This window comes from Marisediminicola antarctica (genome assembly GCF_009930795.1).
GTDB classification, from domain to species: Bacteria; Actinomycetota; Actinomycetes; order Actinomycetales; family Microbacteriaceae; genus Marisediminicola; species Marisediminicola antarctica.
Genome location: NZ_CP017146.1, coordinates 311,389 through 325,786, shown reverse-complemented (window position 1 = coordinate 325,786; position 14,398 = coordinate 311,389). Strand labels below are relative to the sequence as shown.

Below are 14,398 nucleotides of genomic sequence, written 5' to 3'. Positions count from 1 at the left end.
GGATCCGGGTGTGACCACCCCTTTCATCATTCAGGAGCTGGCGATGGTGCTGCCGTCCTGGGCGGGGTTTTGAGGGCCGGATGCTGCCGAAATCGGCCGAAACCGGGTGCTCCGCAGCATCCGCCCGCCCGGCTCCTGAATGATGAAAGCAGTGATCATGCCCGGCTCTTGAATGATGAAAGCAGTGATCATGCCCGGCTCCTGAATGATGAAAGCAGTGCCGAGTGTCATCTCCTGAATGATGAAAGCCGAGGGAGGGCGCCTTGGCGGATACCGCTTCCCCGCGCCCGCGGGCACCGGCGCCCAATTGTGGGAGGCCCACAACACAGCATCCGTGTTCCGCGGCCGACGGTAGCGTGGCCCGGGTGCACATGATATTTCGAACCTTGCTCGTCTGGTTGCGCCGTCATCGCGGGCCGAAACTCGGCATCCACGAGGTCGGCCGCCTCCGGCTGCGCGTCGTTCCGACCGACCTCGACGTGCTCGGGCACATGAACAACGGCGTCTACCTGTCGATCATGGACCTCGGCCGGATGGACGCGATGCAACGCTCGGGCGCCTGGACCGCGATCTCGGCCGCCGGCTTCTATCCGGTCGCGGCGAGCGAGACGATCAGCTTTCGCCGGTCCCTGCAGCCCTGGCAGCGCTTCGTTCTCGAGACCCGCATCGTCGGCTACGACCAGCGCGCCGTCTACATCGAGCAGCGCTTCGTGGTTGGCGGCGAGCTCTACGCGACGGGCTTCGTGCGGGCGAAGTTCCTCAAGCGCACTGGGGGCACCGTCACCGTGACGGAGCTGGCCAGTGTGACCGGAGCCGACCCGAGCGAGGTGAACCTGCCGGAGTGGCTCGCGCGCTGGGCGGCCGACGTGGCGATGCCACCGTCACGGGTGAGCGCGGCGAGCGAGTGGCCGTGAGAGCGAGTGGCCGCCAGACCGATGGATGCCTGAGCTCGAGTGGCCCTGAGCGCCAGTCCGGTTAGGAGTCGATCGACTCGTCCGCGGTGCCGCTAGCGCTATCGTCGGCGGGACTGTCCGTCACAACCGGCTCGGCGCCGCGGGAAAGCGGCTCGGGCAGGTCGCCGGCGTAGTCGGCGTTCTTCAGCTGTTCCTCAGCGACGCGCTTGGCCTTGGCTGTCTCGTCGGGATCCCATGCGGCAGCGCCACCCTGGTTGGCGAATTGGTCGAATTGACCCATTGTCTTCTCTTTCCCGCGGTGTTGCTCGGTCTCTGAGCCTAGCGAGCACCCGGGAGAAAAGGCAAAGAGAACGGGGGTCAGCCCTGTGCCCGCACCACGAGTGCGAGGATCGCGACGGCGGGCAGCGCCGACAGCACGAGGGAGCCGATCCACAGGCCTCGGTGCTCACCGCGAGACAGCCCGATGACGGCCAGCACAGCTGTCGTGATCACGAGTGCGGCGCCGGCGAAGAAGACCGCGACGAAGAAACCGGGGCCGCTCCCGCTGGCATCGAGTGCGGCGTCGATGCCGGCGACGAATCCCCAGGACATGAGGGAGATTCCCGCGATCGCGATTGCGATGCCGATGAGCGGACGAGTGCGGCTCATCGAGGTGGTGCTGGTCATGCTGGCCTCCCGGGTTGGAGACATCCAACCACAGTGCGGCGGCCGGTGGGCGACTCGCGGAGATGCGAGAGCCGGTCAGTCGCCCTCGAGCACGGCCATCGCCGCATTGTGCCCGCCGATGCCGCTCACGGCGCCGCCACGCCGCGCCCCCGAGCCGCACAGCAGGATGCGCGGATGACGCGTCGCGACGCCCCACCGCTGCGCCGCGGTCGCCCGCTCGTCGCCGCTCTCGGCGAAGGGCCAGTCGAGTGGGCCGTGGAAGATATTGCCGCCGGGCATGTTGAGCGCCGTTTCGATGTCGCGGGTCGTCTTGGTCTCGATCGTGGGGGCGCCATCGGCATCGGCAAGCAGCAGAGGCTCGATCGGCTCGGCAAGCACGCTGTTGAGCGAGGCGAGCGCCGCGGCCTGCAGTCGCCCGCGCATCGTCTCGGCGTTCTCCGCGGTAATCATCCGGTCGGGGGTGTGCAGCGCGAACACCGTGAGAGTGTGCGCGCCCGTCGCGGCGAGCTCGGGCGACAGAATGCTCGGGTCGCTGAGCGAGTGGCAGTAGATTTCGGCGGGCAGCGGGTCCGGCACGTTGCCAGCGCTCGCCGCGCGGTACGCCGTCTCGAGCTGCGAGTAGGTCTCGTTGATGTGGAAGGTTCCCCCGAAGGCGGCGGCCGGGTCGATGTCGGACTCGCGCAGGGCGGGCAGCCGCGTCAGCAGCAGGTTTACCTTGACCTGCGCGCCCTCCGGCTTCTCGGCCGGCGCCTCGCCGACGAGGCCCGCGAGCACGTGCGGGGCGACCCCGGCGAGCACTGTGCCGGCGCCGAGAGTGTGCTCGCTGTCGCCGCGTCGGTAGCGCACCTCGCCGTCCGGGGTGATCGAGGTGACGAGGGCTCCGGTGACGATGCTCGCGCCCGCCTGCCGGGCGGCCCGCTCGAGGGCGCCGCTCACGGCACCCATGCCGCCCACGGGAACGTCCCAGTCGCCTGTCTCGTTTCCGATCACGTGGTACAAAAAGCAGCGATTCGCCGCGAGGGTTTCATCGTCGGCCGGTGCGAAGGTGCCAATTAGGCCGTCGGTGAGGGCGACCCCGCGCACGAGGTCGTGCCGGAAGGATGCCTCGATATGACGCCCGATCGGCTCCTCGACGATCGCCGCCCAGAGTCGGTCATCGCCGAGGGCGCGTTTGGCCTCGTCCCGCGTCAGTAGCGGGTCGCAGACCGTCGGGAACAGTGCCCGGGCCACGCGGCCCGTCCCGTCGTAGAAGTCGCCCCAGGCCGCGACATCCGCCCCCGCGCCGATCGACTCGAACGAGCGCGCCGTCGCCGCAGGGTCGCCGTTGTCGACAAGGAGCCCGCGGTCGGTGCCCGGGTCGGGTGTGTAGGAGGAGTAGCGGCGGCGGATGAGGGAGATGTCGAGGCCGAGCTCGCGGATGATTCGGGCCGGCAGCATGCTGACGAGGTAGGAGTAGCGGGAGAGGCGGGCGTCGACCCCAGTGAAGGCCTGGGCTGAGACGGCGGCGCCGCCGACGTTCTCGAGCCGCTCGAGCACGGTGACCGTGCGGCCGGCGGCGGCGAGGTAGGCCGCGGCGACGAGGCCGTTGTGGCCTCCGCCGACGATCACGATGTTGCGGGCAGTCGCGTGGTCGCTGTTCATGCCGAGAGCCTAGTTCGTGGCGGCGGGCTCACCCTCGGGGGCCACGAACTCGACCGAGCGTGAGAGCACCCGGCGCACCGCACGGATCGCGGGCCGGCTCGCGCTCGCCGCCCGCGCCGAGGTGAACACCGTACGGCGTGGAGCACCGTCGAGCTCGACGGTGTCGACCGATGGCACCCGCCCGGCCCAGACGAGGTCGGGCAGGATCGCCACGGCATTGCCCGACTCGATGAGGCGGGTGTGCGCCATGAGGTCGGCGGTCTCGAACCGCACGTCGGGCTCAAACCCGGCGAGGCGGCAGGCCTGCTCGGCCCAGTGGCGCGACGCCGTGCCGCGCGGTTCCATCACCCAGGCGTGGGCGCTCGCCCCCGCGAGCGAGCGGATGCCTGCGCCGGGCGGGGTGCCGAGCCGCAGGGCATCCGTGCATAGCGCGATGCGGTCGAGGTCACCGACGATCGGCGCGGCGTGGCCGGGATACTGCTCCGCGACCACGAGGTCGAAGTCGCGCGCCCAGACGGCGGAGAGGGCCGCCTCTGGCTCGCGCTGCACGACCTCGACCCGGAGTCCCGGGTGCTCGGCCGCGAGCAGTGTGAGCGCCTGGGGCACGATCGCGAGCGCGGCCGACTGGAAGACCGCGATGCGCACGGTGCCGGCGACGGCCTGGAGCGAGCCCGTGAGGTCCGCCTCGGCGAGCTCCATTCGCTCGAGCAGGAGGGTGGTGTGGCGCACGAGCACCTGCCCCTGCGGGGTGAGCAGCACCCGGCGCCCGCTCTTCTGCAGCAGCGGCACCCCGGCCTCGGCCTCGAGCAGGGCGAGCTGCTGGGAGACGGCGGAGGGGGAGTACGACAGCGCCTCGGCGACGGCCGCGAGGGTGCCGCGGATGCTCAGCTCGCGCAGCAGGCGCAGGCGACGCAGGTCCAGCATCCGACTCCCTAAAACAGTAAGCAAATCCGATTGTTATCGATAAACAAAGGTCACTTCACCTTATCGTTTGCGGGCGTCACACTGGGAACATCCGCCCGACCCCCGTTCAAAGGTTTACCCTCGTGACTATGTCGAATGAGCTCGCTGGTACACCCGTGCGCCCGCACAACATCTCTTCCGAGACCATTGCGACGGTGCGGCGATGGCTTGCCGAGAGCGCGGATGTCGCGCCCGACACGTCAGCGGAGCGACTGGCTGGAGTGCTCAAGGACCCGGTCGGGCTCGACTTCACAATCGGGTTCGTCGACCGGGTCGTTCGCCCGGAAGACCTGAAGGTCGCGGGCAAGAACCTGGAGACGCTCTCCCGCAATATTCCGACGTTCCTCCCCTGGTACATGCGCATCGCGATCCAGCTCGGCGGCGGATTCGCTCCGATTCTTCCGTGGCCCATTGTTCCGATCTCCCGCGCCGTGCTCCGCGGCATGGTCGGCCACCTCATCCTCGACGCGCGCCCGGAGAAGCTCGACAAGAGCATGCAGGAGCTGCGCAGCCAGGGCATCCGGCTCAATCTCAACCTGCTCGGCGAGGCAGTGCTCGGCGACGGCGAGGCCGACCGCCGACTCGAGGGAACCCGCGCGCTGCTTGAGCGCAGTGACGTCGACTATGTCTCGATCAAGGTCTCCTCTGTCGCGAGCCAGCTCTCGATGTGGGCCTTCGACGAGACCGTCGAGCGCGTTGCGACCCGGCTCACTCCGCTGTACGAGCTCGCCGCGGCATCAGGGGCCACCAAGTTCATCAACCTCGACATGGAGGAATTTCGCGACCTCGACCTCACGATCGCGGTCTTCGAGCGGATTCTCGAGAACCCCAAGCTGAAGAGCCTGGAGGCCGGCATCGTGTTGCAGGCCTACCTGCCTGACGCCCTCGGCGCGCTGCAGCGACTCACCGGGTGGGCGACCGAGCGCCGGGTTGCCGGCGGTGCCGGAATCAAGGTGCGCGTCGTCAAGGGCGCCAACCTCGCGATGGAGCACGTCGACTCGGAGCTGCACCACTGGCCGCTCGCGACCTACTCCACCAAGCAGGACACCGACACGAATTACAAGCGCGTGCTCGACTGGGCCCTCACCCCCGAGCGGACGGATGCCGTGCGCATCGGCGTCGCCGGACACAACCTCTTCGACCTCGCCTTCGCCTGGCTGCTCGCCAAGGACCGCAAGGTCGAATCGCGAATCGAATTCGAGATGCTCCTCGGCATGGCGACCGGACAGGCGGATGCCGTGCGCCGCGACGTCGGCGGGCTGCTGCTGTACACCCCGGTGGTGCGCCCCACCGAATTCGACTCGGCGATCTCCTACCTGATCCGCCGGCTTGAGGAGAACGCGAGCCCGGAGAACTTCATGTCGGGCGTGTTCGAGCTCGCGACCTCGGAGAAGGTGTTCGACCGCGAGGCCGAACGGTTCCTCGCCTCGCTCGCGCAGCTCGACCAGACCGTGCCCCCATCGAACCGCGTGCAGAACCGCGATGCCCCGGCCGCACACACGGCAATGGAGAAGTTCGAGAACACCGCCGACACCGACCCCGCGATCGGCGCAAACCGCGACTGGGGTCGGCGCATCCTGCAGCGCTCCGCGACATCCACCCTCGGTGCGAGCCAGCTCGCCGACGCGAACGTCACCGACGCCCAGAGCCTCGAGGTCATCGTGCGCAGCACCGCCGCGGCCGGAACTGCCTGGGGCGAGCGCGATGCCGAGTCGCGGGCGAAGGTGCTGCACGGGGCAGGGAACGCTCTCGAGGCAGCCCGCGCCGAGCTCATCGAGGTCATGGCGAGCGAGACCGGCAAGACGATCGCCGAGGGCGATGTGGAGGTGAGCGAGGCCATCGACTTCGCCCACTACTACGCCGAGCGCGCGCTCGACCTCGAGGCGCTCGAGCGGGCCGTGTTCGTGCCATCGAAGCTCATCGTCGTGACCCCGCCGTGGAACTTCCCGGTCGCCATCCCGGCTGGCGGCGTGCTCGCCGCCCTCGCCTCGGGTGCCGGCGTGATCATCAAGCCGGCCCCGCAGGCCAGGCGCAGCGCAGCCATCATGGTCCAGGCCCTCTGGGACGGCGGCGTCCCCCGCGAAGTGCTCGCACTCGTCGACGTCGAGGAGGGTGAGCTCGGCACCCAGCTGATCACCCACCCGAGTGTCGGCCGCGTCATCCTCACCGGAGCCTGGGAGACAGCCGCGCTGTTCCGCAGCTGGCGCTCCGACCTCCCGCTGCTCGCCGAGACGAGCGGCAAGAACGCCATCATCGTGACCCCGAGCGCCGACCTCGACCTCGCCGCCGCGGACATCGTGAAGAGCGCGTTCGGGCACGCCGGGCAGAAGTGCTCCGCCGCCTCACTCGTGATCCTCGTCGGCAGCGTCGCGAAGTCGGCGCGGTTCCGTCGCCAGCTCGAGGATGCCGTGCGCACCCTGCGGGTCGGCTGGCCAGACGACCCGACCACGCAGATGGGCCCGATCGTCGAGCCCGCCGCTGGCAAGCTGCAGCGCGGGCTCACCGTGCTCGCCGACGGGGAGAGCTGGCTGGTAAAGCCCTCGCAGCTCGACGACACCGGACGGCTCTGGTCCCCAGGGGTGCGCGACGGGGTTGCGGCCGGCAGCGAGTTCCACCTCACCGAGTACTTCGGCCCGGTGCTCGGCATCATGCACGCCGAGACCCTCGACGAGGCAATCGCTCTGCAGAACGCGCCAGACTATGGGCTCACAGCGGGAATCCACTCGCTCGACCCGTCCGAGATCGAGCAGTGGATCGACGAGGTCGAGGCCGGCAACCTCTACGTCAACCGTGGAATCACCGGCGCGGTCGTGCGCCGCCAGCCCTTCGGCGGGTGGAAGCGCTCGAGCGTCGGCACGAGCACGAAGGCAGGTGGACCGAATTACCTGTTCACGCTCGGCAACATCGAGCCCGTTTTCGAGAAGCCCCGCGGTTCCGTGCGACTCAAGGGCATCAGCCCGAGGGTCAAGAAGGTGATCGAGGCGTCACAGGCAGGCATCGGCTTCGACGAGTTCGACCGGGTGCGCGCGGCCGCCGTGAGCGACCAAGCCGCGTGGGAGGCCGAGTTCGGCGTCGCCCGCGACGTGTCGGGCCTGAAGGCGGAGCGCAACGTATTCCGCTACCGGCCGATCCCGGTCACCATCAGGCTCTCAGAGGACGCCTCGCAGGCGCAGCTGGTGCGGCTGCTCGTCGCCGCGACGATCGCGCGGACTTCCGTGTCGATCAGCACCGCTGTTCCAGTCGCGGCCGGTGTCGTCGCGCTTCTGCGCAGCGAGAACAGCCCGCTCGCCGCAAGCGCGCCAGTCGTGGAGACGGATGCGGCCTTCGCCGCTCGCGTCGCGGCGTCCGGCACGCGGCCTGAGCGCATCCGGCTCATCGGCGGGAGCGCGGCGGTTCTCGCCGACGCCCTCGGCGGCAACCCGGATGTCGCCATCTACTCCGGACCGGTCACGACCGAGGGCCGGGTCGAGCTGCTGCCTTTCCTGCGCGAGCAGGCGATCAGCATCACCTCGCACCGCTTCGGCAACCCCGACCCGGCCTCGCGGATCCGCACCCTCTGAGCCGCGGCCGTCATTATTCAGGAGTAGTGGCCGGGGTCGGCTGTCATTATTCAGCGTCTCAGGGGCGTTGCCCCTCCGTGGTGGTTGCTGAATTTCGGGTTGGGTCGCGTTGCGGGTCTGGCGCGGCGTCGTGCTCGGACGGATGATGGAGGTGCTCGCCACGGGGATGCCGGTTTTTCCTTGATGCTGAGAGCTTGTTATTCAGCGTGGCAGGAGGGGTTTTCTTACGAGAACTGTGGATTGTTGCTCCGAGCACGTGTGTCAGATTTCTGATTTTTCCTAACCTCTTCCGTGGTGGGCCCGTCAATATATGGGATGAGGAGGAAAATGATGGACGTGGTCCATGAGCGTGCTGCGGGGATGGATATCTCCAAGCGGGACGTGAAGGTCTGTGTTCGAGTGCCTGGGAAACGGCCCGGGACGTTCGAGCAGAAAGTTACTACCTGGGGTGCAACAACGTCGCAGGTGCTGGAGTTGCGGGAGCATCTCCTCGCGAACCGGGTGACAACGGTTGTGATGGAGGCGACCGGTGATTATTGGAAGCCGTTCTACTATCTGTTGGAATCGGTGCTGCCGGTGACGCTTGTCAACGCGCGGGATGTGCGTAATTTCCCGGGCCGGAAAACGGATGTCTCGGACGCGGGCTGGCTGGCCCAACTGGCCGCTCACGGACTGGTGCGGGCCTCGTTCGTGCCACCGGAACCGATCCGGGAGTTGCGGGATCTGACCCGGACCCGGGCCACGATCGTGCAGGAGCGCAGCCGGCATATCCAGCGGATCGAGAAGATCCTCGAGGACGCCGGGATCAAGCTGTCCTCGGTGGTGTCCCAGCTGAACGGGGTCTCGGCGCGCAGCATCCTCGATGCCCTGGTCGCCGGGGAACGCGACCCCGTGAAACTTGCCGCTCTGGCCAAGGGCCGGCTGCGGGCGAAGATCCCGGAACTGGTCGAAGCCCTCACCGGACGGTTTAGGGACCACCACGCGTTCATGGTGAACCTGCACCTCACCCAACTCGATCACAGTGCGACCCTGATCGATGAGATCACCGCCCGAATCGAGGTGGTGATGGAACCCTTTCGGGTCTTTCGAGAGACCCTCACCACCATTCCGGGGGTCTCTGTTCGTGTTGCGGACGTGATCATCGCCGAGACCGGCGGGAACATGCATATTTTCCCCAGCCCCGGACATCTTGCGTCCTGGGCCGGGGTCTGTCCGGGATCGAACGAGTCCGCGGGACGAGTGAAATCGACCAAAACGCGCCCCGGTAATGCGCACCTGAAGGCCGCCCTCGGGATCTCCGCCCTGGTCATCACCCGACAGAAGAACACGCACCTCGCCGTGAAATACCGACGGATCGCCGCTCGGCGCGGCAGCATCAAGGCGATCGTCGCCCTCGAGCACAGTATCCTTGTCGCCGTCTGGAAGATGGGCACCACCGGGGAAGCCTTCACCGAACTCGGACCGAACTACTACTCCAACCGCCACCCCGACCGAACAAAATCCAACGCCATCAACCAGCTCCGCACCCTCGGATACCAGGTGACCCTCACCCCCACCGCAGCCTAAAAACCGGTATTCACGTGTCAGGAGTTCGGCGCGCGGCGCGCTTGCAGAATTCAGGAGGTCGGCCCAGCCAAGGGACGATTAGCAGTCGATCGAGCGGGTGGATGCTGGGAAGTGGCTGGTCCTGGCCGCATTCGCCCACCAGGGTCATGAGTTTCGAGCGCGAGACGGCAGCAAACTCCTGAATTCTGCGACGGGCAATCCGGCCCGACTCCTGAATTCTGCGACGGGCAATCCGGCCACTGCTCCTGAATAATGACAGCAGCGCTGGCGCCCGCTTCTGCGTTACGAAAGCAGTTCGGGGTGGTGGATCGCCGCCACGTCGGGGTGCGCGCGCAGACGGCTCTTGAGGGCGTTCTCGCCATAGGTGCGGAAGATCGGATTCGCCGGATCTACCGTGATGCCGGGCGCCTCAAGGGAGTCCGGCAGGGTCAGCAGCGGGATCGTCCCGCCGAGTGCCGGGCTGTAGAAGAACGGAATGGAGATGCGGTCGTCGCCGATGCGCGGCGAGATGACCCGGTGCACGGTTGCCTTGAGATAGCCGTCTGTTGCGACCTCGAGCAGCTCGCCGATGTTGACCACGAATGCGCCGTCGACCGGGGGAGCGTCGATCCAGTTGCCGTCCTTCTCCACCTGCAGGCCGCCCTTGCCGGGCTCGACGAACAGCAGCGTGAGCACGCCCGAGTCCTTGTGTGCACCCACGCCCTGCTTGGGCTCGGGATCGGACTTGCCCGGGTAGCGCACGATCTTGATGAGGGTAGAGGAGTCCGTCGCGAACGCCTCGTCGAAGACGTGCTCGTCGGCGCCCAGCGATTTTGCCCAGGCCTGCATGAGGGTGAGCGCGACTGTGCTCAGCTCGTCGTGCCAGGCGGTGATGACCTCCTGTAGCTCGGGTAGCGCAGCCGGCCACTGGTTCGGCCCATCGAGCACGTAGTAGTCCGGAACGCCCTCGCCCTTTGGAACGGCGGGGCGCTCGGGCCCGATGTCGATCTGCTCGCGCCAGTCCACCTGGCCCAGGGTCAGCTCGCCGCCAACGCGCGTGTAGCCGCGGAAGTGCGGGCTGTTGAGGTTCTCGATCGCCATCTTGTCGGCCTCGGGCAGGTCGAAGAAGGCCCGCGAGGTCGTCATTACCCGCTCGATGAGTTCGGCAGGCACCCCGTGCCCGGTGAGGTAGAAGAACCCGTACTCGTGGGTAGCCTCGCGCAGCTCGGCACGGAATGCCTCCGCCTCGGTTTCCCCGCCCTCCAGGCGGGAGAGATCGAGAATCGGCAGGGTCAGCGTCGGTGCGGGGAAGTCCATGACCCCATCATCACCCAGGCGGATGTGAGCGGCGCAATTGTTACGGCGCTGCCGCCCGTACTCTTGAGCCATGACGGATGCTCCGCTGGTCGGCCCGGCCGATGCCCCCGATTTGCATGTGATGAGCTACAACATTCGCCGCCGGATGCCGCAGGTGGACCCGCGCAGCAGCGACAACTGGTCCCATCGGAAGGGGCTGGTGAAGAGGCTCCTGCTGGGCGAGCAGCCGACGCTTCTCGGCATCCAGGAGGCGCTGCCCGACCAGCTGCAGTTCCTCACCGACACCCTCGGCACCGACTACCGTTTCGTCGGGCACGGTCGCCGCGCTGACCATGGCGGTGAGCACTCCGTGATCTTCTATGACTCCCGTCGGCTGGAACTGCTCGACTGGAGCCAGAGCGCGCTGTCCGACACCCCCGAGCTGGCTGGCTCGGTCACCTGGGGCAATCAGATTCCCCGCGTCATCGTGCGCGCGACGTTCCACGACACCGCCACCGGCGCGGTGTTCGTCGCCATCACTACCCACTTCGACCACATCAACGCCCCGTCGAGGGAACGTTCCGCCGAGGCCATCAGGGAGCTCGTCGAACGCAGCGAGATGCCGGCCGTGGTTATCGGAGACTTCAACGCGGATGCGAGCGGCGCGGCACACCGTGTGCTTGTCGCGCAGGGGCTGCTGCGCGACTCCTGGCAGGTCGCTCACGAAAGACTCAGCGAACAGTGGGGCACAGCGCCGCACTATCGCGCGCCGATCCTCGGAGGAGAGCGCATCGACTGGATACTCGTCGGAGATGCCTTCGAGGTTGGGCAGGCAGTCATCAACGTGACCCGGTACGAGGGATCCTGGCCGTCGGACCACACACCGGTGCAGGCGCTGATCAGGGTCATCGACGAACGGAGCGAACAATGAACCTCGTGATCGACGCCGCGTCGGGCGTGCCGCCGTTCGAGCAGATCCGGGTGCAGATCATCGAGGCCGTGCGGGCCGGGTCGCTCGTGCCCGGAGCGAAGCTGCCGACCGTCCGGGGGCTCGCCGACGAGCTCGGCATCGCACCCAACACCGTGGCCCGCAGCTACCGGGAGCTCGAGCGCGACGAGGTCATAGAGACGCGCGGGCGCAAGGGCACCTTCATCGCCGCGACGGGCGACGCGACTCAGCGGCAGGCGCAAGCGGCGGCGACCGCGTTCGCGCAGCGCATCCGCGAGCTGAGGGTGGATCCGGATGCCGCCCTCGACCTGGCCCGGGCGGCGTTGAGCGCCGAGCACTGACCCGCAGGTCGCTCCGGGGTGGCACAGTTGTCCCATGGCACAGCATGGGGATCCGAACGGCCACGTCGTGCACGCCGAAGTGAGCGGCGACGACTACGGCTCGCTGCGGCGCACACCGACACCGCGAACCGAGCGGTATGCGCTCGGCAAAGGCATGCGGAAGGGGGTGCCCCGGTCCTCGCTCGCCGACTGGGCGCCGACCGCCGACCGCGCCGACCCGGTCGACCTCGTGATCCAGTCCCACGAGGGGCGGCAGGAGCGGCTGATCCCCCTCCGGGTCGGACGGATGATTGCCTCGCCCTACGGATTCCTGCGCGGCACGGCGATCGTCATGGCGAACGATTTCGCGGCACTGCCGGCGACGGGCATCACCCCGGTGATCTGCGGCGATGCCCACGTGGGCAACTTCGGCTTCTACGCGTCGCCCGAGCGTGACCTCGTGATCGACCTCAACGACTTCGACGAGGCGCACCCCGGGGCCTGGGAGTGGGACCTGCGTCGCCTCGCCGCGAGCATCTGGGTTGCCGGACGGCAGAACTCGTTCACCGAGGATCAGTGCCGCACGGCGGTGGAGTCCTGCGTGCGCGCCTATCGCGAGCACGTGCGCGAGCTCGCGGGGCAGCCGTTGCTGGACCGCTCCTTCCAGCGGCTCGACGTCGACAGGCTGCACGCGGTGACAACGGAGAAGTCGCTGCAGAAGGGCATCGACAAGGCAGCGGAGCGGGCCAAGCGCCGCACAAGCGACCGTGCGGTTCCGCGCTTTGCGACCGAGGAGGGGGGCCGCCGGCGCATCGTCGAGGAGCCCCCGCTCATCATGCATCCGACCGAGGAGGAGTCGGTGCTGCTCGCCGAGGCGCTCGACGGGTACCTCGAAACGCTCGCGCCGCACTGGAGGCGAGTGCTCGGCGGCTACACGCTCCTCGACATCGCGAACAAGGTCGTCGGCGTCGGCAGCGTCGGCCTGCGCGCGTTCGTGGCGCTGTGCCAGGGCTCGAGCCCCGACGACGTGGTCTTCCTGCAGCTGAAGCAGGCCAGACGCTCGGTCATCGCGCCATTCGTGCACGGAGACTCTGCCTGGCACGCGCACCAGGGTCAGCGAGTCGTCGAGTACCAGCAGGCGCTGCAGACCGTGAGCGACCCACTGCTGGGCTGGGCGACGGTGGCGGGCCGCCAGTACTACGTGCGGCAATTCCGCAACATGAAGGGCACACTTCCGCTCGACGCGATCGGAGCGGCGGCGATGGCTGACTACGTGACGGTCTGCGGCCGCCTGCTGGCGAAGGGTCACGCGCGCACGAGCGGCGCGTCGATGATCGCGGGCTACGCGGGCAAGGGTGACAAGCTCGAGACCGCCTTCGCCAATTTCGCGCGTGCCTACGCCGACCAGACCGAGGCGGACCACGAAGCTCTCGTCGCCGCTGTGCGCCGCGGGCGGCTCCCCGTCGACCGAGACATCTGACCCGTTCACAGGAGACATCCAATTTCGGTTGCTTTGGTGGAGTACCCAACCGGAAGGAACACGCATGAAAGCGTCACAAACGCTCGATGACAATCTCCAGAAGGTCCTCGTCGACCTGATCGAGCTCCACCTGCAGGGGCAAGCAGGCCCACTGGAGCGTCGTGGGCAAGAACTTCCGCGACCTCCACCTTCAGCTCGACGAAATCATCGTGGCGGCGCGCGAGTTCTCCGATCAGGTCGCCGACCGCATGCGCGCTCTGCACGCGATGCCGGATGGGCGCAGCCAGACCATCGTGGACCAGACCACGCTGCCGAAGTACCCTGGAGACGAGGTGGACACCGCCACTGTTGTCGACCTCATCACCGAGCGACTCGAGGCGACCGTGGCAACCATGAGGGGTGTGCACGACGAAATCGATGAGGAAGACCCGACGAGTGCCGACATCCTGCACGCGATCATCGAGAAGCTTGAGCAGTTCGCCTGGATGGTCAGCGCGGGAAACGCGAAGCCACGTTCACGCACCAGCCGCACCTAGCACCGCCACTCCACAGATTCACGAGCACCAACAACCGAAGGAGCATGAAGTGACTCAGGTTATTGAAGCAATCGACGTCGACGTTCCCGTGAGCATCGCCTACAACCAGTGGACCCAATTCGAGTCCTTCCCGCAGTTTCTGAGCTTCGTCGAGTCGATCACCCAGATCGACGACACACACACCCATTGGAAGGTCAAGATCGCCGGCGTGGAGCGCGAATTCGACGCGACGATCTCCGAGCAGCACGCGGATGAGCGCGTCGCGTGGAACAGCACCGGCGGCGACGAGGACCACGCGGGAGTCGTGACCTTCCACAAGCTCAGTGACACGAGTTCGCGGGTCACCGTGCAGCTCGACTGGGAGGCCGAGGGATTCCTCGAGAAGGTCGGCTCCGTCTTCGGAGTCGACGACCACGTCATCAAGTCCGACCTGAAGAACTTCAAGAAGTTCATCGAGAGCCGCAACAGCCCGACGGGCGCCTGGCGCGGCGACGTTCCTCGCTAACCAACAGGGCTGACCGACAGTGC

At 67.5% G+C, this 14,398-nt stretch carries 13 protein-coding genes and 1 pseudogene; 8 read left to right on the top strand and 6 right to left on the bottom strand.

Annotation, left to right across the window (positions count from 1 at the left end; genetic code table 11):
* Positions 1-30: 30 nt before the first annotated feature.
* Positions 31-231 (bottom strand): hypothetical protein, encoded by a 201-nt coding sequence (locus tag BHD05_RS01530; protein ID WP_161884864.1) that lies wholly within the window; start codon positions 229-231, stop codon positions 31-33.
* A 140-nt stretch (positions 232-371) separates the two neighbouring features.
* On the opposite strand from BHD05_RS01530, the gene BHD05_RS01525 reads away from it, so the two are divergent.
* Complete coding sequence (locus tag BHD05_RS01525) at positions 372-914, top strand: thioesterase family protein (protein ID WP_236966607.1); 543 nt, start codon at positions 372-374, stop codon at positions 912-914.
* A 61-nt stretch (positions 915-975) separates the two neighbouring features.
* On the opposite strand, the gene BHD05_RS01520 is transcribed toward BHD05_RS01525, so the two are convergent.
* The 4 genes from BHD05_RS01520 to BHD05_RS01505 all read right to left on the bottom strand — a co-directional run bounded on the left by BHD05_RS01520 (position 976) and on the right by BHD05_RS01505 (position 4,145).
* Positions 976-1,194 (bottom strand): hypothetical protein, encoded by a 219-nt coding sequence (locus BHD05_RS01520; protein ID WP_161884862.1) that lies wholly within the window; start codon positions 1,192-1,194, stop codon positions 976-978.
* A gap of 77 nt (positions 1,195-1,271) precedes the next feature.
* Positions 1,272-1,580: a hypothetical protein gene (locus BHD05_RS01515; protein WP_161884861.1), complete on the bottom strand. Its 309-nt coding sequence runs from the start codon at positions 1,578-1,580 to the stop codon at positions 1,272-1,274.
* 75 nt (positions 1,581-1,655) lie between these two features.
* Positions 1,656-3,221, bottom strand: a complete 1,566-nt coding sequence (locus BHD05_RS01510; protein ID WP_161884860.1) for a phytoene desaturase family protein — start codon at positions 3,219-3,221, stop codon at positions 1,656-1,658.
* Positions 3,222-3,230: 9 nt separating this feature from the next.
* Positions 3,231-4,145: a LysR substrate-binding domain-containing protein gene (locus tag BHD05_RS01505; protein WP_161884859.1), complete on the bottom strand. Its 915-nt coding sequence runs from the start codon at positions 4,143-4,145 to the stop codon at positions 3,231-3,233.
* A 128-nt stretch (positions 4,146-4,273) separates the two neighbouring features.
* Here BHD05_RS01505 and BHD05_RS01500 point away from each other — a divergent pair, with 128 nt between their 5' ends.
* The gene (locus tag BHD05_RS01500) at positions 4,274-7,744 is read left to right on the top strand and encodes a proline dehydrogenase family protein (protein ID WP_161884858.1); all 3,471 of its coding nucleotides are present in this window, start codon (positions 4,274-4,276) and stop codon (positions 7,742-7,744) included.
* Between the two features lie 330 nt (positions 7,745-8,074).
* Complete coding sequence (locus BHD05_RS01495; protein ID WP_161887252.1) at positions 8,075-9,310, top strand: IS110 family RNA-guided transposase; 1,236 nt, start codon at positions 8,075-8,077, stop codon at positions 9,308-9,310.
* A gap of 282 nt (positions 9,311-9,592) precedes the next feature.
* Here BHD05_RS01495 and BHD05_RS01490 read toward each other — a convergent pair whose 3' ends face one another.
* A complete protein-coding gene (locus BHD05_RS01490) occupies positions 9,593-10,606 on the bottom strand; it encodes an isopenicillin N synthase family dioxygenase (RefSeq protein ID WP_202614260.1) in 1,014 nt (337 codons plus the stop codon).
* A 70-nt stretch (positions 10,607-10,676) separates the two neighbouring features.
* On the opposite strand from BHD05_RS01490, the gene BHD05_RS01485 reads away from it, so the two are divergent.
* The 5 genes and pseudogenes from BHD05_RS01485 (at position 10,677) to BHD05_RS01465 (ending at position 14,375) form a co-directional block, all read left to right on the top strand.
* Complete coding sequence (locus BHD05_RS01485; RefSeq protein ID WP_161884856.1) at positions 10,677-11,516, top strand: endonuclease/exonuclease/phosphatase family protein; 840 nt, start codon at positions 10,677-10,679, stop codon at positions 11,514-11,516.
* Positions 11,513-11,875, top strand: a complete 363-nt coding sequence (locus BHD05_RS01480; protein WP_161884855.1) for a GntR family transcriptional regulator — start codon at positions 11,513-11,515, stop codon at positions 11,873-11,875. The genes BHD05_RS01485 and BHD05_RS01480 overlap by 4 nt, the downstream gene beginning before the upstream one ends.
* Before the next feature lie 34 nt (positions 11,876-11,909).
* Positions 11,910-13,334 (top strand): DUF2252 domain-containing protein, encoded by a 1,425-nt coding sequence (locus BHD05_RS01475; RefSeq protein WP_161884854.1) that lies wholly within the window; start codon positions 11,910-11,912, stop codon positions 13,332-13,334.
* 64 nt (positions 13,335-13,398) lie between these two features.
* Positions 13,399-13,870: pseudogene (locus BHD05_RS01470) on the top strand (Dps family protein).
* Positions 13,871-13,919: 49 nt separating this feature from the next.
* Positions 13,920-14,375, top strand: coding sequence for an SRPBCC family protein (locus BHD05_RS01465; protein ID WP_161884853.1), 456 nt, complete (start codon positions 13,920-13,922; stop codon positions 14,373-14,375).
* Positions 14,376-14,398: the final 23 nt, after the last annotated feature.

Bases quoted from the DNA above. Each gene is read 5' to 3' on its own strand.
- BHD05_RS01480 (WP_161884855.1), top strand. From the start codon at position 11,513: ATGAACCTCGTGATCGACGCCGCGTCGGGCGTGCCGCCGTTCGAGCAG.
- BHD05_RS01520 (WP_161884862.1), bottom strand. From the start codon at position 1,194: ATGGGTCAATTCGACCAATTCGCCAACCAGGGTGGCGCTGCCGCATGG.
- BHD05_RS01525 (WP_236966607.1), top strand. From the start codon at position 372: ATGATATTTCGAACCTTGCTCGTCTGGTTGCGCCGTCATCGCGGGCCG.
- BHD05_RS01515 (WP_161884861.1), bottom strand. From the start codon at position 1,580: ATGACCAGCACCACCTCGATGAGCCGCACTCGTCCGCTCATCGGCATC.
- BHD05_RS01530 (WP_161884864.1), bottom strand. From the start codon at position 231: ATGACACTCGGCACTGCTTTCATCATTCAGGAGCCGGGCATGATCACT.
- BHD05_RS01510 (WP_161884860.1), bottom strand. From the start codon at position 3,221: ATGAACAGCGACCACGCGACTGCCCGCAACATCGTGATCGTCGGCGGA.
- BHD05_RS01475 (WP_161884854.1), top strand. From the start codon at position 11,910: ATGGCACAGCATGGGGATCCGAACGGCCACGTCGTGCACGCCGAAGTG.
- BHD05_RS01495 (WP_161887252.1), top strand. From the start codon at position 8,075: ATGGACGTGGTCCATGAGCGTGCTGCGGGGATGGATATCTCCAAGCGG.
- BHD05_RS01505 (WP_161884859.1), bottom strand. From the start codon at position 4,145: ATGCTGGACCTGCGTCGCCTGCGCCTGCTGCGCGAGCTGAGCATCCGC.
- BHD05_RS01485 (WP_161884856.1), top strand. From the start codon at position 10,677: ATGACGGATGCTCCGCTGGTCGGCCCGGCCGATGCCCCCGATTTGCAT.
- BHD05_RS01500 (WP_161884858.1), top strand. From the start codon at position 4,274: ATGTCGAATGAGCTCGCTGGTACACCCGTGCGCCCGCACAACATCTCT.
- BHD05_RS01490 (WP_202614260.1), bottom strand. From the start codon at position 10,606: ATGGACTTCCCCGCACCGACGCTGACCCTGCCGATTCTCGATCTCTCC.